Source organism: Pseudomonas sp. SK3(2021), assembly GCF_016772375.1.
Lineage (GTDB): Bacteria > Pseudomonadota > Gammaproteobacteria > Pseudomonadales > Pseudomonadaceae > Aquipseudomonas > Aquipseudomonas chlororaphis_I.
This window is the reverse complement of the sequence record NZ_CP061943.1, coordinates 840,861-861,688: the sequence shown is the minus strand read 5'-3', so window position 1 is coordinate 861,688 and position 20,828 is coordinate 840,861. Positions and strand designations below refer to the sequence as shown.

General features: G+C 61.6%; 16 protein-coding genes and 2 tRNA genes. 4 read left to right on the top strand and 14 right to left on the bottom strand.

Annotated features, from left to right (window positions below; genetic code table 11):
* Positions 1 to 35 precede the first annotated feature (35 nt).
* The 4 genes from rpsR to rnr form a co-directional block, all read right to left on the bottom strand.
* The gene (gene rpsR / locus IF690_RS03840; RefSeq protein WP_002551829.1) at positions 36 to 266 is read right to left on the bottom strand and encodes a 30S ribosomal protein S18; all 231 of its coding nucleotides are present in this window, start codon (positions 264 to 266) and stop codon (positions 36 to 38) included.
* Between the two features lie 28 nt (positions 267 to 294).
* Complete coding sequence (gene rpsF, locus IF690_RS03835; protein ID WP_007921481.1) at positions 295 to 720, bottom strand: 30S ribosomal protein S6; 426 nt, start codon at positions 718 to 720, stop codon at positions 295 to 297.
* 280 nt (positions 721 to 1,000) lie between these two features.
* Positions 1,001 to 1,768 (bottom strand): 23S rRNA (guanosine(2251)-2'-O)-methyltransferase RlmB, encoded by a 768-nt coding sequence (gene rlmB / locus IF690_RS03830; RefSeq protein ID WP_023970226.1) that lies wholly within the window; start codon positions 1,766 to 1,768, stop codon positions 1,001 to 1,003.
* On the bottom strand, positions 1,765 to 4,371 hold the full coding sequence (rnr, locus tag IF690_RS03825; RefSeq protein ID WP_202698901.1) for a ribonuclease R: 2,607 nt from the start codon (positions 4,369 to 4,371) through the stop codon (positions 1,765 to 1,767). Before rnr ends, rlmB begins: the two co-directional genes overlap by 4 nt.
* A gap of 224 nt (positions 4,372 to 4,595) precedes the next feature.
* Here rnr and IF690_RS03820 point away from each other — a divergent pair.
* The 4 genes from IF690_RS03820 (at position 4,596) to IF690_RS03805 (ending at position 7,732) form a co-directional block, all read left to right on the top strand.
* Positions 4,596 to 4,682: transfer RNA gene (locus tag IF690_RS03820), tRNA-Leu, on the top strand.
* Between the two features lie 170 nt (positions 4,683 to 4,852).
* Positions 4,853 to 4,939 (top strand) — tRNA-Leu (locus tag IF690_RS03815).
* Positions 4,940 to 5,141: 202 nt separating this feature from the next.
* Positions 5,142 to 6,167, top strand: coding sequence for an extracellular solute-binding protein (locus IF690_RS03810; protein ID WP_202698900.1), 1,026 nt, complete (start codon positions 5,142 to 5,144; stop codon positions 6,165 to 6,167).
* Positions 6,167 to 7,732, top strand: a complete 1,566-nt coding sequence (locus tag IF690_RS03805; protein WP_202698899.1) for an ABC transporter permease — start codon at positions 6,167 to 6,169, stop codon at positions 7,730 to 7,732. Before IF690_RS03810 ends, IF690_RS03805 begins: the two co-directional genes overlap by 1 nt.
* Before the next feature lie 64 nt (positions 7,733 to 7,796).
* On the opposite strand, the gene IF690_RS03800 is transcribed toward IF690_RS03805, so the two are convergent.
* The 10 genes from IF690_RS03800 to IF690_RS03755 all read right to left on the bottom strand — a co-directional run bounded on the left by IF690_RS03800 (position 7,797) and on the right by IF690_RS03755 (position 20,828).
* Positions 7,797 to 9,731: a methyl-accepting chemotaxis protein gene (locus tag IF690_RS03800; RefSeq protein WP_202698898.1), complete on the bottom strand. Its 1,935-nt coding sequence runs from the start codon at positions 9,729 to 9,731 to the stop codon at positions 7,797 to 7,799.
* A 138-nt stretch (positions 9,732 to 9,869) separates the two neighbouring features.
* A complete protein-coding gene (locus IF690_RS03795; RefSeq protein WP_023970221.1) occupies positions 9,870 to 11,162 on the bottom strand; it encodes an adenylosuccinate synthase in 1,293 nt (430 codons plus the stop codon).
* A 54-nt stretch (positions 11,163 to 11,216) separates the two neighbouring features.
* Positions 11,217 to 12,404, bottom strand: coding sequence for an ATP phosphoribosyltransferase regulatory subunit (locus tag IF690_RS03790; protein ID WP_009046692.1), 1,188 nt, complete (start codon positions 12,402 to 12,404; stop codon positions 11,217 to 11,219).
* A 315-nt stretch (positions 12,405 to 12,719) separates the two neighbouring features.
* Entirely contained in the window at positions 12,720 to 13,589 is an 870-nt protein-coding gene (hflC, locus tag IF690_RS03785; RefSeq protein WP_009046691.1) for a protease modulator HflC, read from the bottom strand.
* Positions 13,589 to 14,758: an FtsH protease activity modulator HflK gene (gene hflK / locus IF690_RS03780; protein ID WP_009046690.1), complete on the bottom strand. Its 1,170-nt coding sequence runs from the start codon at positions 14,756 to 14,758 to the stop codon at positions 13,589 to 13,591. The genes hflC and hflK overlap by 1 nt, the downstream gene beginning before the upstream one ends.
* A gap of 96 nt (positions 14,759 to 14,854) precedes the next feature.
* Positions 14,855 to 16,156: a ribosome rescue GTPase HflX gene (hflX, locus tag IF690_RS03775; protein ID WP_007921372.1), complete on the bottom strand. Its 1,302-nt coding sequence runs from the start codon at positions 16,154 to 16,156 to the stop codon at positions 14,855 to 14,857.
* 12 nt (positions 16,157 to 16,168) lie between these two features.
* Positions 16,169 to 16,429, bottom strand: a complete 261-nt coding sequence (hfq, locus tag IF690_RS03770; RefSeq protein ID WP_007921378.1) for an RNA chaperone Hfq — start codon at positions 16,427 to 16,429, stop codon at positions 16,169 to 16,171.
* A 93-nt stretch (positions 16,430 to 16,522) separates the two neighbouring features.
* Entirely contained in the window at positions 16,523 to 17,494 is a 972-nt protein-coding gene (gene miaA, locus IF690_RS03765; RefSeq protein ID WP_202698897.1) for a tRNA (adenosine(37)-N6)-dimethylallyltransferase MiaA, read from the bottom strand.
* The gene (mutL, locus tag IF690_RS03760) at positions 17,494 to 19,404 is read right to left on the bottom strand and encodes a DNA mismatch repair endonuclease MutL (RefSeq protein ID WP_202698896.1); all 1,911 of its coding nucleotides are present in this window, start codon (positions 19,402 to 19,404) and stop codon (positions 17,494 to 17,496) included. Before mutL ends, miaA begins: the two co-directional genes overlap by 1 nt.
* Complete coding sequence (locus IF690_RS03755; protein ID WP_196762704.1) at positions 19,401 to 20,828, bottom strand: N-acetylmuramoyl-L-alanine amidase; 1,428 nt, start codon at positions 20,826 to 20,828, stop codon at positions 19,401 to 19,403. The genes mutL and IF690_RS03755 overlap by 4 nt, the downstream gene beginning before the upstream one ends.

The following is a 20,828-nucleotide window of genomic DNA, read 5'->3' as shown; positions in this document are numbered from 1 at the left end:
CATTCAATCCCTTACTACTTGTCGACTGCCCGGTCTCAGCGGCCGTGGCTGTCGGTGTAGGCCAGCAGGGCCAGGAAGCGGGCGCGCTTGATAGCGGTGGCCAGCTGACGCTGATAACGAGCTTTGGTACCGGTGATACGGCTTGGAACAATTTTGCCGGTCTCGGATACGTAGGCTTTCAGAGTGTTGAGATCTTTGTAATCGATCTCTTTCACGTCTTCAGCGGTGAAGCGGCAGAATTTACGACGACGGAAGAAACGTGCCATGTAATTGGCTCCTCAAAAGGTCCGTGGATTACTCGTCAGCGTTATCGCTGGCGTCGCTGTTATCGCTGTCATCGCCATCGGCGCTGTCAGAATGCTCAGGACGGTCACGACGCTCACGGCGCTCACTGCGGTTCTCTTCAGCCTTGAGCATCTCGGATTGGCCAGTGATGGCTTCTTCGCGACGGATGACCAGGTTACGGATCACAGCATCGTTGTAACGGAAGTTGTCTTCCAGCTCAGCCAGGGCTTTACCGGTGCACTCAACGTTCAGCATCACGTAGTGAGCCTTGTGAACATTGTTGATTGCGTAGGCCAGTTGACGACGGCCCCAGTCTTCCAGGCGGTGGATTTTGCCGCCGTCTTCTTCGATCAGCTTGGTGTAACGCTCAACCATGCCGCCGACTTGCTCGCTCTGGTCAGGGTGGACCAGAAAGATGATTTCGTAATGACGCATGAATGCTCCTTACGGGTTGTAGCCTGCCACTCAAAAGCGGTCAGACAAGGAGTGAATGACACTTGTGTGTCTTGCCAGAGATAGGCACATATGCGCCTGCCGCAACGGCAAGGGGCGCAATTGTAGAGAAGGGGCAACAGCGGCGCAAGGCAATTGGTGATTATTTGAACAATTGAGCGCCAGGGCACGCCAAACCTGCCGGACGGGCCTGCTCACGATTGCGGCACCTCAGTCGGGCCACCATCGCGAACAAGCTCGCACCTGCATAGCGGGAGGAAACTCAGGCCTTCTTGGCTGCGCTCTTGGCCTTGGCCGCACGCTGGCGCGTGGCTTCGAACAGGCATACGCCAGTAGCCACGGAGACATTGAGACTGCTGACGCTACCGGCCATCGGCAAGCGCACCAGGAAGTCGCAATGCTCACGGGTGAGGCGACGCATCCCCTTGCCTTCGGCGCCCATGATCAGGATGGTCGGCCCGGTCAGGTCCTGGTCATACAGTTCCTGCTCGGCTTCGCCAGCGGTACCGACAACCCACAGACCGCGCTGCTGGAGCTTTTCCAGGGTGCGCGCCAGGTTGGTCACGGCCACCAAGGGGATCACTTCCGCAGCGCCGCACGCCACTTTACGTACGGTCGGGGTCAGGGTCGCCGATTTGTCTTTCGGTACTAGCACCGCCAGCGCACCGGCCGCATCGGCGGTACGCAGGCAGGCGCCGAGGTTATGCGGGTCGGTCACACCGTCCAGCACGAGAAGCAGCGGCGCGCCCTCGGTACGGTCGAGCAACTCATCGAGCATCGCCTCGCCCCAGACCTGGCTTGGACTCACTTCAGCCACGACACCCTGGTGAACGCCTTCGACCCAGGCGTCCATTTCGCGACGTTCGGCCTGACCGACCGCCACGCGATTCTGACCGGCCAGGTCCACCAGCACCTGCACGCGCGGATCGCTGCGGCCTTCGGCCAGCCAGATCTGCTTGACACGCTTGGGGTGGTGACGCAGCAATGCTTCTACAGCGTGCACGCCGTAGATCTTTTCCAACTGACTCATGACTTGGCCTTGGGTTTACGTGCCCCACCGCTTTTCGCCGCAGGACCTGAGCCCGCTTTCGGCGGACCTTTACGATGTTTGCTCGGCTTGCCGGCCCCCGGCTTTCCGGACTTTTCCCCAGACGCCGCTTTACCGCCGCTTTTGGCTTCGGCCAGCAACGCCCGCTTCATTTCACGACTCTTGCGTACCTCGGCGTTTTTCGCCGCGGCATCGCTGGAGCGGTAGGCCTCGACCGGCTTTTCCTTGGCCGGACCACGACGCCCGGCCTTGGCCGGGGCAGGCTCGGCAGCAGTCTTGGCCGGAGGCACATCGACAGCGCCACGTTTTTTGCGACCGATCGGCGCACTGATGGTTTTTTCCGCCATCTCGAAATCGATCTTGCGCTCGTCCAGATCGACGCGCATGACCCGCACTTCTACGCTGTCACCCAAGCGGAAGCTGCGACCGGTACGCTCGCCCGCCAGGCGGTGATGCACAGGATCGAAGTGGTAGTAGTCACCCGGCAATGCCGTGACATGCACCAGACCTTCGACATAGATATCGGTCAGCTCGACGAACAGGCCAAAACCGGTCACCGCGGTGATCACACCCGGGAACGACTCGCCCACGCGGTCTTTCATGTATTCGCACTTGAGCCAGTTCACCACGTCGCGGGTCGCTTCGTCGGCACGCCGCTCGCTCATCGAGCACTGCTCGCCAAGTTGCTCGAGAACCGCCTCGTCGTATGGATAGATGCGCGCCTTCGGAATGGTCATCGCACCGGCACGACGCACATGAAGCGTGTTCTGCTTGGAGTGGATGACACTGCGAATCGCCCGGTGCGTCAGCAGGTCCGGGTAACGGCGAATCGGCGAGGTGAAGTGGGTATAGGCTTCGTAGTTCAGGCCGAAGTGGCCCTGATTGTCAGCGCTGTACACCGCCTGGCTCAACGAACGCAGCATCACGGTCTGGATCAGATGGAAATCCGGACGATCCTTGATGCTTTCCAGCAATGCCTGGTAGTCCTTCGGCGTCGGGCCGTCCTTGCCTTTATGCAGGGACAGGCCAAGCTCGCCGAGGAAGGCGCGCAGTTTTTCCAGGCGCTCTGGCGGCGGGCCGTCGTGAACGCGATAGAGCGCAGGAATTTCGTGCTTCTTGAGGAATTCGGCGGTGGCCACGTTGGCCGCCAGCATGCACTCCTCGATCAGCTTGTGTGCATCGTTACGAGTTGTCGGGCGAATTTCGGCGATCTTGCGCTCGGAACCGAAGATGATCCGGGTTTCCTGGGTCTCGAAATCGATGGCGCCACGGGTATGACGGGCCCCGAGCAGCACCTTGTACAGCGCATAAAGCTGCTTGAGGTGCGGCACGACATCGGCGTACTCGCCACGCAGTTGCTTGGCCTCGCTGGTCTTCGGCTGCTCGAGGATAGTGCTGACCTTGTTGTAGGTCAGGCGCGCCTTGGAGTGGATCACCGCCTCGTAGAACTGGTAGTCAGTCATCTCGCCAGACTTGGAGATGGTCATCTCGCACACCATGGCCAGACGATCGACTTTCGGGTTCAGCGAGCACAGGCCGTTGGACAGTTGCTCCGGCAGCATCGGCACTACGCGCTCGGGGAAGTACACCGAGTTGCCGCGCACCTGAGCCTCGGCATCCAGCGCCGAACCGATCTTCACGTAACTGGAAACGTCGGCAATCGCCACGTACAGCTTCCAGCCACCGCCGAACAGGCGCAGCTTGCCAGGCTTGGCTTCGCAATAGACCGCATCGTCGAAGTCGCGAGCATCTTCGCCGTCGATGGTGACGAACGGCAGGTCGCGCAGGTCGATGCGCTTCTCTTTGTCCTTCTCTTCGACTTCCGGCTTGAGCTTGCCGGCTTCCTTCAGCACTGCCTCAGGCCAGACGTGAGGAATATCGTAGGTGCGCAAGGCAACATCGATTTCCATGCCCGGGGCCATGTAGTTGCCCACGACCTCGATCACGTCGCCTTGCGGCTGGAAACGCGGGGTCGGCCAGTGAGTGATCTTCACCTCGACGAACTGACCGATCTTGGCGCCGGCATTGCGGCCCGGGGTCACCAGCACTTCCTGCTGGATCTTCGGGTTGTCCGCCACCACAAAACCAATGCCGCCTTCTTCGAAGTAACGGCCGACGATGCTCTCGTGAGCACGGGACACCACTTCGACGATCATGCCTTCGCGGCGACCACGGCGATCCAGGCCGGAAACCCGGGCCAGCGCACGGTCGCCATCGAACACCAGACGCATCTGCGCCGGACTCATGAACAGGTCGTCGCTACCGTCATCGGGAACCAGGAAGCCGAAGCCGTCACGGTGACCGCTGATGCGGCCGAGAATCAGGTCGAGCTTGTCCACCGGTGCATAAGTGCCGCGACGGGTGTAGATCAGTTGAGCATCGCGCTCCATGGCGCGCAGGCGACGACGCAGGGCTTCGATCTGGTCTTCTGTGGTCAGACCAAACTCTTCGACCAACTGTTCGCGGTTAGCAGGCGAACCCCGATCAGCAAGATGCTGAAGGATCAGTTCGCGGCTAGGGATAGGGTTTTCATATTTTTCCGCTTCACGAGCGGCCTCGGGATCGAGGGACTGCCAATCGGCCATTAGATAAATTTCACCTTGTCTATATGCGGGTTAGTTTGGCATACGCGTATTGAAACGGGAAATTTCAGGCTAAGACAGGCTCCGAAAAGTCCTTTAGAGGCCTCAGAACCATCCTGTAAAAGCCGTCGGCGAATTTTTTTCAATATTTTCAAGATCAGGGGTTTACAGCTCAAAAGGTGGTCCGTATAGTGCGCGCCATCGACGACGGAGACGTTGCCGATACTGCCCAGATGGTGAAATTGGTAGACACGCCAGCTTCAGGTGCTGGTGGCCGCAAGGCCGTGGAAGTTCGAGTCTTCTTCTGGGCACCACTTCAGAGCTGCAGATTGCTTGAATCTCCAGACTCCTCCAAAAACCCGCGAAAGCGGGTTTTTGCATTCTAAGTGTTTGATTTATTGAATCTAAGTCAAAACAGGGCTTTACAGATCCAAAGGCGCTCCGTATAGTTCGCCCCATCAACAGCGACGACGCTGCTGATACTGCCCAGATGGTGAAATTGGTAGACACGCCAGCTTCAGGTGCTGGTGGCCGCAAGGCCGTGGAAGTTCGAGTCTTCTTCTGGGCACCACATTCAAGCTTCACAGCATAGCTGTGAAGTCTCACAAAAACCCGCGAAAGCGGGTTTTTGCGTTTCTGCCCTATAACAATCATTTCCCCCGCCAAAGCCCCCCCTCCTTCAGGGCTATCCAGCCCGTCAAGCCGCACATGAGAAACAATATCGTTTATGATTGTTACAAGTTTTTGCGGCACCACAGTGAGGAACCCTGCGAATGATGTTTAGAAACACCTCCCTTCCAACATCCCTTCTGCGTGGCTTGACCATCACTTTGCTGGGCCTGGCCCTGGCATCTCCACTCACTCAAGCAGCCGATCCAGTTTCCCTGACTCTCTACAACGGCCAGCACAAGGAAGTCGGCGACGCCATTGCCAAGGCCTTCGAGACCAAGACCGGCATTCACGTCAATGTGCGCAAAGGCAGCAGCAACCAGCTTGCCAGCCAGATCGTGGAAGAAGGTGAGCGTTCCCCTGCCGATGTGATCTACACCGAAGAATCGCCGCCCCTGAACAAACTCGGCGAGCAAGGGTTGCTGGCCAAGACCGATGCCGCGACCCTTGAAGTCCTGCCCAAGGATTACGTCGCCGGCAACGGCACCTGGATCGGCATCACCGCCCGCGTCCGCGTGGTGGCGTTCAACCCGAAGTTGATCGACGAAAAAGACCTGCCTGCATCGGTAATGGCGTTCTCCCAGCCACAATGGCAAGGCAAGGTAGGTTTCGTTCCTGGCAGCGGCGCGTTCCAGGAACAGGCTGTGGCGATCATCAAGCTGCACGGGATGGACGCCGCCGAGGAATGGCTGACTGGCCTGCGCGCCTTCGGCAAGACCTACAGCAATAACATGGTGGCATTGAAAGCCGTGGAAAACGGCGAAGTCGCCACCGTGCTGGTGAACAACTATTACTGGTTCGCCCTGCAACGCGAAAAAGGCCAGCTGGACTCGAAGCTGCACTATTTCACCGGTGGCGATGCCGGCGGACTGATCACCGTATCCAGCGCCGCGGTACTCAAGTCCAGCAAACACCCCAAGGAAGCCCAGCAATTCCTCGCCTATATGGCCAGCGAAGAAGGCCAGCGCGTGATCACCCAGACCACCGCCGAATATCCATTGCGCAAAGGCCTGGAGTCGGATCGCGGCCTCAAGCCGTTCAGCGAGCTGCAAGCGCCGAAAGTCACCCCGGCCGACCTTGGAAACGCCGAAGAAGCCCTGGAGCTGGAACGCGAAGTCGGCCTGAACTGATGAGCGCATCGCTGCCCGCCCCCGCCTCGCGCACAACCTACATACCGAGGCGCAAGGGACCATCGATCTGGCTGCTGCTGCCGGTCCTGCTGCTGGTCGGGCTCAGCCTGCTGCCATTGCTCTATGTCGGACTCAAGGCCTGGCAGGCCGGCTGGGCCGAAGCCCTGCATCTGTTGTGGCGCCCCTATGTATTCGGCCTGCTGCGCAACACCCTGCTACTGCTCATCGGCGTGACAGTCACCTGCGCCATCGTCGGCCTGTCCCTGGCCTGGTTGCTGGAGCGTAGCGACTTGCCGGGGCGGCGCCTCTGGGGCGTGATCCTGTGCCTGCCCTTTGCCGTACCGGCCTTTGTCAGCAGCTTCACCTGGGTCTCCCTCAGCGCCAGCTTCGAAGGCCTGGGCGGAGCCATCCTAGTCATGAGCCTGTCCAAGTACCCGCTGGTGTTCCTGCCTGTCGCGGCGACCCTGCGCAACCTCGACCCCTCCCTGGAGGAGTCGGCCCGCACCCTCGGGCAGCATCGCTGGGGCGTGTTCTTCCGGATCACCCTGCCCCTGCTCTGGCCGTCGCTGCTGGCCGGCTCGCTACTGATCGCCCTGCACATGCTGGTGGAGTTCGGCGCACTGTCGATCATCGGCCTGCAAACCTTCACCACCGCGATCTATCAGCAGTTCGAGCTGGAGTTCAGCAACGCCAATGCGGCGATGCTTTCCGCCGTGTTGCTGGCGCTGTGCCTGGCCCTGCTGTGGCTGGAGTTGCGGGTTCGCGGCAAAGGGCGTCATGTACGGACCGGCCAGGGCGCGGCGCGACATGCCGAGCAGGTACGCCTGGGCCAATGGGCGATTGGCGGACAACTGTACTGCGCGCTGCTGACCCTGATCGGCAGCGGCATTCCGCTGGGCATGCTGGCGTACTGGCTGAGCGTCGGCTCATCGGCCGCCTTCCCGGTAGCCGCCATCGGCGAAGCCTTGCTCTCCTCCCTGGCGCTCTCGCTGGGTGGCGCGGCACTGTGCCTGGCGCTGGCGGTACCAGTCGGGCTGTTGGTGGTGCGCCACAAGGGTCGCCTGGCCCTCTGGGCCGAACGCCTGCCTTACCTGCTGCACGCCCTGCCAGGCCTGGTGATCGCCCTGGCACTGGTGTTCTTTGCCCTGCACTACATGCCGGCGCTGTATCAGACCTCGGCCCTGCTGATGATTGCCTATGCACTGCTGTTCCTGCCCCTGGCACAGGCGCCGATCCGCACGGCCCTGAACAAGGCGGCGCCGCAACTCGAGGAAGCCGCCCGCACTCTCGGCGCCTCCTCATTCACGGCATTCTGTCGTGTGACCCTGCCAATCATTTTCCCCGCGCTGGGAGCCGCCTTCGCCCTGGTATTCCTGGATGCCATGAAGGAACTGACGGCCACCCTGCTGCTCAGCCCGACCGGGTTGAATACGCTGGCGACGGAAGTCTGGGCGCACACGGCGAATATGGAGTTTGCAGCCGCAGCGCCTTATGCGGCGCTGTTGGTTCTGGTGTCGGGATTACCGGTCTACCTACTGACGACACGGATGTATCTGAGCCGCTGAGCTTGCTCCTACAGAAGCCTTCTGTAGAAGCCCCGCCCCAAGCATTCAAGCCTCGCGAAAAAACTCAAGCCCGGAACTGCCCCAGGCTGGCCTTCAATTGTGCCGCCAGGCCATCCAGCACCTTGCCGCTGGCCGTGGTCTCCACCACTGCCTGAGCCGCACGCTCGGCCTGGGCATGGATGGTTTCGACCCGCCCACGCACTGCTTGCGCACCCTGAGCCTGATGGGCGGCCGCCTGGGTCGCCAGGCCAATCGCCGCGTGCACCTGCTCCACCGACGACTGCACCGACTGCTGCAACCGCGCACTGTCGCGCAACACCAGCAAACCTTCACTGGCCTGCCTTCCGGCCTGGCCGATCGCCGCCACCGCCTCGCGCGCGCCCTGCTGCAGAGCTCCGATGTGCGCCTGGATGTCCCCGGTAGAGCTTTGCGTCTTGCTCGCCAGCGCCCTGACCTCGTCGGCCACCACCGCAAAGCCGCGCCCGGTTTCCCCGGCCCGCGCCGCCTCGATGGCCGCATTCAAGGCCAACAGGTTGGTCTGCTCGGCGATGCCATGGATCACCGTCAACACCACCTCGATCTGCTCGCTCTGCTGCGCCAGGCGCTCGATGACCTTGGCCCCCGTGTCGACCTGCCCTGCCAGCGCCTCGATCAGGCTGCCCACCTGGGCCGAGGTCCGGGTGTTTTCGTCGGTTGCCTGGCGGATCTCCACCACCTGCTGCAAGGCTGCCTGCATCGCCTGGCTTTCCGCCTGGGCTTCGTCAGCCATCTGCGACAGCGCCCGCAAGCTCTCTGCCACCTCGTCGCGCTGAGCCTCGGCCGCGGCATCGGCCCCGGCATTACGCAGGCTCATCGCGCCGATTTCAACGCCCGTGCGCTGCGCCACATCGCCCGCCTCGCGCACAATCGGCTGCAACTTATCGACAAAGCGGTTGACCGCCGACGCCATGTCGCCGATCTCGTCATTGCTGTTGAGCTGGACCCGCTTGGTCAAATCGCCCTCGCCGGCCGCCAGATCGTTCAGCGCGGCGATCAGCAGATGCAGCTTGCTGACCACCCGCCGCCCCAGCACCACCGCCAGCAACAGCAAGACCCCGCAACCCACCAGCGCCAGGCCCATGCCGATGCGCCAACGCAGGGTGGCCGCCGCATCCTGCACAGTACCGGCGGTATTGGCCTGCATGTCCGAAGCCGTGGTCTGCGCCGACTGCAGGCGTGCGCGCATGGCCGCCGAACTGTCCGCCGAAGCGCCCTTGAGGCTATCGCCGACCAGCTGGTCGCTGCTGGCAATCAAGGCTGCGAAACGCTTGTCCAGCGCCGCCACGTCCGCCTCGACCGATGCCGTGGAGACCCCCATCAGCACCTTGCCGATTTCCACCCCGTTAGGGCTGATGGAGGCCTCCAGGTAATAGACCGATGGATCGTTCTTGGCCGCGTCCAGGACCTTGTCCAGGGCTCGATCGCCCTTGCCCTTTTCCAGCAGCGCCTTGTTGATCGGGTTTTCCCGGTTCAGGTAACGGGTCAGGTGCTCGCCATTGGCGTCGTCGTACACCACGAACAGCACGTTGGGATTACGCTGGGCGCGCCGAGCGAACTCGGAAAGGGTCGGGACGTCGCTGTCCCACATGGCCCGCGGCGCCACCGAAGCGAGCAACTGGGCCATATTGTTGGCCGAATCCTTGAGATCCTTCTCCAGCGTGGCCCGCAATTGCGCCTGTTCTTCCTCCAGGCGTGAGGACAGCCCGGCGGTCAATCGCTGCCGAGTACTGCTGGAAAGGCTTTCCAGGCTCGAGGTGACTTCGCGAGCCGCCTGCTCCAGTTCACCGGAGAGTTTCTGGCTATCGACGCCCAGACGCGTGGCCAGGTCGGCCTCCAGCGCCGTCACCGTGCTCCGGGTCAGGGCAACGGCAACCAGCACCTGCACCAAAAGGGCGATACCAAGAGTAACGAACACAGGCCGCAGCAAACGGCTTTGTAACAGTGAGAGAACGGCCGACACAGGAAATCCCTCTACTTCAACGCCATCAAATTGATGGCACTCTGGAAGGGGAAATCACAGCAAGGGTCGTGCCGCCTGGCAGGTAGAAACGACAAAGGCCCCTGGAGAGGGGCCTTTGTTTTTTACATCAACGACTTATCAAGCAAACGGGTGACGCAGAACGATGGTCTCGTTGCGGTCCGGGCCTGTCGAAATAATGTCGATCGGCGCGCCGACCAGCTCTTCGATACGCTTGATGTAGGCACGGGCAGCGACCGGAAGCTCTTCCAGGGTCTTGGCCCCCAGGGTCGACTCGCTCCAGCCTGGCATCTGCTCGTACACCGGCTCCAGGCCGATGTAGCTGTCGGCGTCGGTTGGCGCGTCGATGACTGCACCGTCCTGGTTCTTGTAGCCCACGCAGATGTTGATGGTTTCCAGGCCGTCCAGCACGTCCAGCTTGGTCAGGCACAGGCCCGAGATGCTGTTGACGTCGATGGCGCGACGCAGGATGACGGCGTCGAACCAGCCGCAACGGCGGGCACGACCGGTGGTTGCGCCGAACTCATGACCACGCTTGGCCAGGAAAGCGCCGACGTCGTCGAACAGTTCGGTCGGGAACGGACCCGAACCCACGCGAGTGGTGTAAGCCTTGGTGATACCGAGGATGTAGTCCAGGTACATCGGGCCGACACCCGAACCGGTGGCGATACCGCCAGCGGTGGTGTTGGAGCTGGTGACGTACGGATAGGTGCCGTGGTCGATGTCCAGCAGGGAGCCCTGGGCACCTTCGAACATGATGTCCTTGCCCGCGCGACGCAGCTGGTGCAGCTCGGCAGTCACGTCCAGCATCATCGGCTTGAGCAGTTCGGCGTATTCCATGCACTCATCGAGCGTCTTCTGGAAGTCGATGGCCGGCTCTTTGTAGTAATTGACCAGTACGAAGTTGTGGTAGTCCAGCAACTCGCCCAGCTTCGCGGCGAAACGCTCGCGGTGGAACAGGTCGCCGATACGCAGGCCGCGACGAGCGACCTTGTCTTCGTAAGCCGGGCCGATGCCGCGACCGGTGGTACCGATCTTCTGCTCGCCGCGGGCTTTTTCACGCGCCTGGTCCAGCGCTACGTGGTAGGACAGGATCAGCGGGCAGGATGGGCTGATACGCAGGCGCTCACGCACCGGTACGCCTTTCTCTTCCAGCTTGACGATCTCACGCAGCAAGGCGTCCGGTGCAACCACCACGCCGTTGCCGATCAGGCACTGAACGCCTTCGCGCAGCACGCCCGAAGGGATCAGGTGCAAGACGGTTTTTTCGCCATCGATCACCAGGGTGTGGCCAGCGTTGTGGCCACCTTGGTAGCGCACTACGGCGGCAGCATGTTCGGTCAGCAGATCGACGATCTTGCCTTTGCCCTCATCACCCCACTGGGTGCCCAGGACTACGACATTCTTACCCATAACACTTGTCCTCATTCGCGCAAACTTGGTGCCGGCAACGGCCGGCGGGAAAACTCAAGAAGCCAGCGGCAATACTTGCCAAAGCCCGTTCTGCTGAATCAATTGCCGGTCGCAGTCCGCTTCACGGGCGGCGGCCAATGGTTGTCCAGGCAAGGCCTGAACCACGCGCTGACCCTCGCTGCGCAACTGGCAAACCTGTTGCCAGAGGGCTGCATCCGTACTGTCCGGCATCCAGATACCGCCAGACGGCAGCTCGATCTCAGCACGCCCCAGGGTCACCAGGGTTTTCAAATCGGTAGAGAAACCGGTTGCCGGACGGGCGCGACCGAAGTCGGCGCCGATGTCGTCGTAACGACCGCCCTGGGCAATGGACTGGCCAACGCCCGGCACGAATACCGCGAACACCACACCGGTGTGGTAGTGGTAGCCACGCAGTTCGCCCAGGTCGAAGTACAGCGGCAATTCAGGGAACCGCACGGAAAGACGCTCGGCAATCGCCAGCAGGTCGTCCAGGGCCGCCAGTACCGGCGCAGGCGCATTGGCCAGGCGCTCACGGGCCGCAGCCAGCACTTCACGACCACCACACAGGTCGACCAGCGCCCGCAGCATGCCGGACAGATCGGCCGGCAGGCCTTCGGTCAAGGTAATGACCTCGTCGATGGCCTTGCGTTGCAAGGCATCGAACAGTTGCTGTTCCACTTCGCCGGAGAGACCAGCCGCGCGGGCCAGGCCACGGTAGATGCCGACATGCCCCAGGTCCATGTGCACATCCGGCACGTCGGCCAGCTGCAGCATCGCCAGCATCAGGCTGATGACTTCAACGTCGCTGCTCGGGCTCGCATCGCCGTACAACTCGGCGCCCAATTGAATCGGGCTGCGCGAGGACGACAAGGCACGCGGCTGCGCATGCAGCACACTACCGGCATAGCACAGGCGGCTCGGGCCTTCGCGACGCAGGGTATGCGCATCGATACGGGCCACCTGCGGCGTAATGTCGGCGCGGAAACCCATCTGCCGACCCGATTGCGGATCGATGACCTTGAAGGTACGCAGATCGAGGTCCTGGCCCGCGCCGGTCAGCAAGGATTCCAGGTACTCGATATGAGGGGTCACGACGAACTCGTAACCCCAGCTCTGGAACAGATCCAACACCTGACGACGCGCAACTTCAATGCGCGCCGCCTCAGGTGGCAGTACTTCTTCGATGCCATCTGGCAGCAGCCAGCGGTCTACCGTTGCCATTACGCCATTCCCCTGTGATCCAGGCGGCCAGCCTATGGGCGGGCCTTGAGTGAAGCAGAAAATGATCGGCTCATGTGCAAACCACGCGCATGGGCGACGGGGCGAAAAGCCTGAAACCGGCTTCGCCACTCACTTTCCTCGAAAAAACCTGTCGAGTCGTTCAACTCGCCGTCTTGCACCAACAACCACAATCGAACGTGCAGACGCAAAAAAGCCGGGAATTTCCCGGCTGCCGCATCATACACTCGTTTTCCCAAAGGATCACCCCGCCAGACACTTTAGCCGCCGGGCGGGGCGATTCAGGTCAACGTCGCATCAAGGCTTGGCCTTTTCCAGGTAACGGAAAAAGTCACTGCTTGGGTCCAGGACCATGACGTCGGATTTGTTCGCGAAGCTTTCACGATAGGCACGCAGGCTACGATAGAAACCGTAGAACTCCTGGTCCTGACCGTAGGCCTTGGAGTAGATGGCTGCGGCCTTGGCGTCGCCGTCACCGCGAATCTCTTCCGACTCACGATAGGCTTCGGCCAGCAGCACGCGGCGCTGACGATCGGCGTCGGCACGAATACCTTCCGCCAGCTCGTTACCCTTGGCGCGGTGTTCACGCGCTTCACGTTCACGCTCGGTGCTCATACGCTCGAAGACGCTGCGGTTCACTTCCTTCGGCAAGTCGATGGTCTTGACCCGGACATCGACCACTTCGATGCCCAGCTCTTTCTCGGCCATCTTGTTGAGCGACGCCGTGATGTCCGCCATCAGCGCATCACGCTCACCGGACACCACTTCGTGCAGGGTGCGCTTACCGAACTGGTCACGCAGGCCCGACTCCAGACGACGGGAAAGACGCTCGTCGGCGATCTGCTTGAGGCCGGAAGTCGCGGTGTAGAAACGCTCCGCGTCCTTCACGCGCCATTTGGCATAGGCATCGACCATCACCGCTTTCTTTTCCAGCGTCAGGAAACGCTGGGTCGGTGCATCCAGGGTCATCAGGCGAGCGTCGAACTTACGCACCTGGTTCACATAGGGCACTTTCACATGCAGGCCCGGCTGAACGTCAGCCTGGACCACACGACCGAACTGCAGCAACACCGCGCGCTCGGTCTGAGCGACGATGTAGAAACAGTTCCAGGCAGCGATCGCCACGACGACGCCAACGATAAGGGCGATCAGCGATTTATTGCTCATCAGCGACTCTCCCTGGTACGCGCTTGCTGTTGCTGCAGATCAGCTGCCGCACGTGCATTCGCTTCGTTGCTGCTGGCTGCTGCGCCAGTCACCGGAGCACTGGTGCTACGGCCACTCTCGACCATTTTGTCCAGCGGCAGGTACAGCAGATTGCTCTGGCCGTTCTTATTGCCGGTCACGAGAACCTTGCTGGTATTGCTGAAGACTTCCTGCATGGTGTCCAGGTACAGACGCTCACGGGTAACTTCAGGTGCCTTGCGGTACTCGGCCACCAGCTTGGTGAAGCGGTCGGCCTCACCCTTGGCGCGGGAAACCACTTCATCGCGATAACCGTTGGCATCCTCGATGATGCGCTGGGCCTGGCCACGGGCTTCCGGTACGACACCGTTGGCATAGGTTTCAGCCTGGTTGCGCGAACGCTGTTCATCTTCACGAGCACGGATCACGTCATCGAAGGCTTCCTGCACTTCACGCGGTGCCGCTGCGCTCTGTACGTTCACCTGGGTAACGGTGATACCGGTGCGATAGGTGTCGAGGAAACGTTGCAGACGCTCCTTGATCTCGCTGGCCATCAATTCACGGCCTTCGGTCAGCACCTGGTCCATCGCGGTAGAACCCACTACGTGGCGCAGCGCACTGTCGGTAGCGTGCTGCAGACTGATTTCCGGCTGATCGACGTTCAGCACGAAATCCTGCAGGTTGCTGATCTTGTACTGCACGGTCAGCGGCACTTCGACGATGTTCTCGTCCTCAGTCAACATTTGACCCTGCTTGGTATAGGCACGCTCACGCGTGACGTTTTCCATGTACTTGCGATCGATCGGCGGGAAATAGATGTTCAGGCCCGGACCGACGGTCTCGTAGTACTTGCCGAAGCGCAGCACCACCGCCTGCTCCTGCTCGTCCACGACATACACCGCGCTGTACAGCCACACGGCCGCCAGCACGACCAGACCGATACCGAGCAGGCCAAGACCGCCGCCCTTACCGGAACTGCCACCATCGTCACCACGTTTCTTACCACCACCGAACAACCCATTCAGGCTTTCCTGCAGCTTGCGGAAGGCCTCGTCAAGATCCGGTGGCCCCTTGCGGTCGCCATTATTGCGGCGCTTACCACCCCAAGGATCCTGATTATTCGAGTTGCCACCCGGCTCATTCCAAGCCATAGCGCTCTCCATCTGATAAAGCAAAGACGCACCCACGGCGCGCCGACCAATGCTACAGAATGCCTGCTACAGCGGCACAACCGCTTTCTCAGGCTTTTATTGCAAAGTGTGTTGCTCGATGAACTCTAGCGGTTGCATGCCTTCGCGGCTTACCAGTCGATTCAGCTCGACTCGCGGCAAGCGGACAGCCAGCAGGCTGACACCTTCCTCGTCGTGATCTTCTTTCTGCACTGCGCCCAACTCGAAGAACTGCGCTCGCAGTCGAGCAAAACGCTGCGGCAAGCGCAAGGTGCCTACGAACAAATCCTCGCCGAGCAACTCGGCAATGGCCTGCTTGAGCAGGTCCAGCCCTTGCCCCTCACGGGCCGACAGCCAGACGCGCTGCGGCTTGCCATCGGCATCGCGCTGGATCTGCGGGTCTACCCCCTCGAGCAAATCGAGTTTGTTATAGACCTCCAGTATCGGCAAGTCCTGGGCTCCGATCTCGCCGAGCACCACCATGACCTGTTCGATCTGGGCCATGCGCTCCGGCTCATGGGCATCGATCACATGCAACAGCAGGTCGGAGTTGCTCGACTCTTCGAGCGTAGCCCGAAACGCCTCGACCAGTTTGTGCGGCAGATGACGAATGAACCCCACGGTGTCGGCCAACACGACCGGACCAAGATCGTCCAGTTCGAGCCGGCGCAAGGTCGGATCGAGGGTGGCGAACAGCTGGTTGGCCGCGAATACATCGGACTCGGTCACGGAGTTGAACAAGGTGGATTTGCCGGCGTTGGTGTAGCCCACCAACGATACCGAAGGAATATCGGCACGCTTGCGCCCGCGACGGGCCTGCTCGCGCTGACTGCGGACCTTCTCCAGCCGGGCCTTGATCTGCCGCAGGCGAACCCGCAGAAGGCGCCGGTCAGTCTCGAGCTGGGTTTCACCCGGGCCGCGCAGGCCGATACCGCCTTTCTGCCGCTCAAGGTGAGTCCAGCCACGGACCAGACGCGTACTCATATACTCAAGCTGGGCCAGTTCTACCTGGAGCTTGCCTTCGTGAGTGCGGGCGCGTTGGGCGAAAATATCGAGAATCAGACCCGTGCGGTCAATCACGCGACACTCGAAAGCACGTTCGAGGTTACGTTCCTGACTGGGTGTGAGGATGTGATTGAAAATCACCAGGTCGACCTGCTCGGCTTTGACCAGGTCGCGTAATTCTTCGACCTTGCCGCTGCCAACCAGGTATTTGGCGGTTGGCCGATGACGCGGCACGTTAACAAACGCGACGGTCTCGGCGCCGGCCGATATTGCCAACTCCTGAAACTCCTGCGGATCTTCGCGCGCCTCAGGGTCCTGACCATCCAAGTGAACGAGAATTGCACGTTCACCACCACCGTGGCGCTCAAAGAACAAAGGAGACTCCTATCAGGCGTTACCTGGCTCAGCGTCACCCTGTTCGGATTCGGATGCGCTAGGCAGGCGAATTGGACGAACCGGTACCACTGTCGAGATAGCGTGCTTGTAAACCATTTGGCTGACGGTGTTCTTCAGCAGGATGACGAACTGGTCGAAAGACTCGATCGTACCTTGCAGCTTGATCCCATTGACCAGATAGATGGAAACCCCAACTTTCTCTTTACGTAAAGTATTCAAGTAAGGGTCTTGTAGCGAATGCCCTTTTGACATGTGCCGCACTCCTTTAAGGATCAATAATAAAAAATCGGAAAACAGATGGCTAAAACCGCCCCACCCCCAAGGATAGACGGCAATTGCAAGGACTCAGCTCAATATGGAGACCGTTCCCAGGTATTTCAAGGCGCGTGGCAGATTGTCGCAATCCAGGCTGTCCAGCCAGTGTAAATCAGCCCAGCTGCGTAACCAGGTGAACTGGCGCTTCGCCAATTGGCGCGTAGCAATGATGCCGCGCTCCTGCATCTCGGCGAATGTCAGCTTGCCATCCAGATAATCCCAGACCTGTCGGTAGCCTACAGCACGTATAGACGGCAACCCGGCATGCAGGTCACTTCTAGAACGCAGAGCTACGACCTCGTCGACGAATCCCTGTTCCAACATAATTGTGAATCTTTGTGCAATACGCTCATGCAGTACCTGACGGTTTGCCGGGGCAATGGCCAAGTTCGCGACAGTATAGGGCAATTGTCCCCGTCCCGAAGCGGCTGCTTCAGTACTTTGCGCAGATTGTCGCAGTCTGTGGGCGGTCATGCTCAGGCCACTAACCCGATAGACTTCCAGCGCCCGGGTCAGGCGCTGCGGATCATTGGGATGAATCCGCGCCGCCGACTCGGGGTCGATGACCGCCAATTGGTCGTGCAGGGCCTGCCAGCCAAGGCGTGCCGCTTCTTCTTCCAGCTCGGCACGGACCTGTGGATCGGCCGGCGGCATGTCCGCCAGGCCTTCGAGCAAAGCCTTGTAATAAAGCATCGTGCCGCCCACCAGCAGCGGAATCTTGCCGCGCGCGGTGATATCGGCCATGGCCGCCAGTGCATCGGTACGGAAATCCGCTGCCGAATAGCTCTCGGCCGGGTCGAGGATATCGATCAGGCGGTGCGGGAACTCAGCCAGGACTTCCTTGGAAGGCTTGGCCGTGCCTATGTCCATGCCGCGGTAGACCAGCGCCGAATCGACGCTGATCAGCTCGCAAGGCAGAACCTTGGTGAGTTCGATGGCCAGGTCGGTCTTGCCGGCGGCAGTCGGGCCCATCAGGAAGATCGCTGGAGGAAGCTGGCTCATCAACGACCGCGCAAGAAGAGTTTGTCCAGATCGTCCAGCCCCAACTGGGTCCAGGTCGGTCGGCCATGGTTGCATTGACCGCTGCGCTCGGTGTTTTCCATGTCGCGCAACAAGCCGTTCATTTCCGGCAGGGCCAGGCGGCGATTGGCCCGGATCGCACCGTGGCAGGCCATGGTGCCCAGCAACTCGTTGAGGTGCGCCTGGATACGGTCGCTGGTGCCGTACTCCATCAGGTCGGCCAGGACGTCATGCACCAGGCGGTTGGCTTCCGCTTGCTTGAGCAAGGCCGGAATCTGCCGGATCGCCAGCGACTCAGGGCCCAGGCGCTGCAACTCGAACCCCAGGCGCTGGAACCAGCTGACGTGTTCCTCGGCACAGTCGGCTTCGCGCTGGCTGACCGCGATCGATTCCGGCACTAGCAGCGGCTGGCCACTCAGGCCTTCGCTGGCCATCGCCACCTTCAGGCGCTCGTACATGATCCGCTCGTGGGCCGCATGCATGTCCACCAGCACCAGGCCCTGGGCGTTTTCCGCGAGGATATAGATGCCTTTGAGCTGTGCCAGCGCATAGCCCAGCGGTGGGATATCACCCTGGGCGTCCGGCAAGGACGTTGCCCCGGACTCAGGCAAGGGCGCGAAGAATTCACGGTAGGCGCTTTGCGCCTCGGCCGCGGGCAACACTGGCTGCGGACGTGGCGTGTACTGGTACTGATAACCCGCCCCCGAACCGCCTCCCGGCGGATTGAAAGCCGGTTGGGCCTGCGGCTGTTCCAGCGTCATGTTCGCCGCCAGGCGCATTTCGCCCTGGGGGCCGAACTCGCCGGCCTCGATCCCGCTCGGCCGTACGATGCCGGCAACCGCGGCCGGCGCCGCCAGATGGTCTTCCGGCCGGACATCGCCCAGGGCGCGGTGCAGGGTGCCATACAGGAAGTCATGAACCATGCGCCCATCACGGAAGCGCACTTCGTGTTTGGTCGGGTGCACGTTGACGTCGACCACCGCCGGGTCGACTTCGAAGAACAGCACGAAGGTCGGATGCCGACCGTTGAACAGCACGTCGCGGTAGGCCTGGCGCACCGCGTGGGCCACCAGCTTGTCGCGCACCGCGCGGCCGTTGACGTAGAAATACTGCAGGTCCGCCTGACTGCGGGAAAAGGTCGGCAAGCCTACCCAGCCCCACAGATGCAGGCCATTACGCTCGACCTCGATCGGCAGCGCCTGCTCGAGAAAGCCCGAACCGCACACCGCCGCCACCCGCCGCGCACGCGCCACATCATCGTTGGCTTCATGCAGGCTGAGGACGCTTTTACCGTTGTGGCGCAGGTGAAAGGCCACATCGAAACGCGCCAGGGCCAGGCGCTTGATCACTTCCTGCAGGTGATCGAACTCGGTTTTCTCGGCCTTGAGAAACTTGCGTCGAGCCGGGGTGTTGAAAAACAGGTCGCGGACCTCCACCGAGGTCCCGACCGGATGGGCCGCCGGCTGCACGCGCGGCGCCATGTCGCGGCCTTCGGTTTCCACCTGCCAGGCCTGATCGGCCTCGCGGGTGCGGGAAGTCAGGGTCAAGCGGGCGACCGAACTGATGGATGCCAGCGCCTCACCCCGAAAGCCCAGGCTCATGACCTGCTCCAGGTCTTCGAGGTTGCGGATCTTGCTGGTGGCGTGGCGCGCCAGGGCCAGCGGCAGATCGTCCGCGGAAATCCCGCTGCCGTCGTCGCGCACCCGCAGCAGTTTGACGCCCGCCTGCTCGACGTCCACATCGATGCGCTTGGCGCCGGAGTCCAGGCTGTTCTCCAGCAACTCCTTGATCACCGAGGCCGGACGCTCGACCACCTCACCGGCGGCAATCTGGTTCGCCAGGCGCGGGCTGAGCAGCTCGATGCGGGCGCTGCTGATGACTGCGTCATTCATTCCTTGGCCGCCAGTTCTGTACCCGGGATGGTCAGGGTCTGACCGATTTTCAGCTCATCGCTGCTCAGGTTGTTGGCACTGCGCAGGGTGGCGGCGGAAACCTGATAACGCACGGCAATCATCGCCAGGGTTTCCCCCGGGCTCACACGGTGGTCGCGAGGCCCCTGGGCAATCTTCCCGGAATCACGCAGCCAGGCGATGTAGGTGCCCGGCGGCGGGTTCTGCTGGAAGAACTGCCGCACGCCGCTGCTGATGGAGCGCGCCAATGCCTGCTGGTGGCTGACGGTGGCCAGCTTGGAGGCTTCGTTGGCATTGGAGATAAAGCCGGTTTCCACCAGGATCGACGGAATGTCCGGAGACTTGAGCACCATGAACCCGGCCTGCTCGACGCGCTGCTTGTGCAGCGGGGTGACCCGGCCGATGTTGCTGAGCACTTTCTGGCCGACGTTCAAACTGGAAGTCAGCGAGGCCGTCATGGACAGGTCCAGCAGTACGCCGGCGAGCATCCGGTCCTTGTCATCGAGGCTGACGTTGCCGGCCCCGCCGATCAGGTCGGAGCGGTTTTCACTGTCCGCCAGCCAGCGGGCCGTCTCGGACGTGGCGCCGCGGTCGGAGAGCGCGAACACCGAGGCCCCGAAGGCCGCGCGGGACGGTGCCGCGTCGGCATGGATCGAGACGAACAGGTCGGCGCCTTTCTTGCGGGCGATCTCGGTACGACCGCGCAATGGGATGAAGTAGTCGCCGGTACGGGTCAGCTCGGCACGGAAGCCCTTGAGGCCGTTGATCTGGCGCTGCAGCTCGCGGGCGATGGCCAGTACCACGTCCTTCTCATGCTGGCCGCGAGAGCCGGAGGCACCCGGGTCCTCGCCACCGTGTCCGGCATCGATGACCACGACGATATCGCGCTTGCCGGCCGGGGCCGGAGGCAGCTTGATCTCAGGCTTGGTCGGCGTTACCGGGACCGCCGGAACGGTCGCGACATTCGGCGCGGGCGGCGGCGTTGGCGCGGCGTCCGCCGGGTTATCGAACAGGTCGACTACCAGGCGATTGCCGTATTGGGCATTGGGCGTCAGGGTAAAACTCTTGGGAGTGACGGCCTTTTTCAGGTCGACGACCACCCGCAGGTCGGTGGGCGTGCGCTGGGCCGAACGCATGGCGGTAATCGGCGTATTCGCCGTGGAGACATTCAGCGGCCCGCCGAGGGTCGCACCGTTGATATCGATCACCAGACGATCAGGGGCCGTCAGGGTGAAGACGCTGTGCTGGACCGGACCGGACAGGTCAAATACCAGTCGAGTGTTATCCGGTGCCCGCCACAGGCGAACGCTGCGGACCTGTGTAGCGGCCAGAGCGTCGACGGCCAATGCCGTAAGCAACAGTCCTACGACAGCAACCAACGCGCGAATGCGCATACCTAACCCCAT

What these genes read in the sequence shown, in the direction of transcription:
- rpsR (WP_002551829.1), bottom strand. Translation starts at nt 266, where the DNA reads ATGGCACGTTTCTTCCGTCGTCGTAAATTCTGCCGCTTCACCGCTGAA.
- rpsF (WP_007921481.1), bottom strand. Translation starts at nt 720, where the DNA reads ATGCGTCATTACGAAATCATCTTTCTGGTCCACCCTGACCAGAGCGAG.
- rlmB (WP_023970226.1), bottom strand. Translation starts at nt 1,768, where the DNA reads ATGAGTCAGTTGGAAAAGATCTACGGCGTGCACGCTGTAGAAGCATTG.
- rnr (WP_202698901.1), bottom strand. Translation starts at nt 4,371, where the DNA reads ATGGCCGATTGGCAGTCCCTCGATCCCGAGGCCGCTCGTGAAGCGGAA.
- IF690_RS03810 (WP_202698900.1), top strand. Translation starts at nt 5,142, where the DNA reads ATGATGTTTAGAAACACCTCCCTTCCAACATCCCTTCTGCGTGGCTTG.
- IF690_RS03805 (WP_202698899.1), top strand. Translation starts at nt 6,167, where the DNA reads ATGAGCGCATCGCTGCCCGCCCCCGCCTCGCGCACAACCTACATACCG.
- IF690_RS03795 (WP_023970221.1), bottom strand. Translation starts at nt 11,162, where the DNA reads ATGGGTAAGAATGTCGTAGTCCTGGGCACCCAGTGGGGTGATGAGGGC.
- IF690_RS03790 (WP_009046692.1), bottom strand. Translation starts at nt 12,404, where the DNA reads ATGGCAACGGTAGACCGCTGGCTGCTGCCAGATGGCATCGAAGAAGTA.
- hflC (WP_009046691.1), bottom strand. Translation starts at nt 13,589, where the DNA reads ATGAGCAATAAATCGCTGATCGCCCTTATCGTTGGCGTCGTCGTGGCG.
- hflK (WP_009046690.1), bottom strand. Translation starts at nt 14,758, where the DNA reads ATGGCTTGGAATGAGCCGGGTGGCAACTCGAATAATCAGGATCCTTGG.
- hfq (WP_007921378.1), bottom strand. Translation starts at nt 16,429, where the DNA reads ATGTCAAAAGGGCATTCGCTACAAGACCCTTACTTGAATACTTTACGT.
- miaA (WP_202698897.1), bottom strand. Translation starts at nt 17,494, where the DNA reads ATGAGCCAGCTTCCTCCAGCGATCTTCCTGATGGGCCCGACTGCCGCC.
- mutL (WP_202698896.1), bottom strand. Translation starts at nt 19,404, where the DNA reads ATGAATGACGCAGTCATCAGCAGCGCCCGCATCGAGCTGCTCAGCCCG.
- IF690_RS03755 (WP_196762704.1), bottom strand. Translation starts at nt 20,828, where the DNA reads ATGGGGTTAGGTATGCGCATTCGCGCGTTGGTTGCTGTCGTAGGACTG.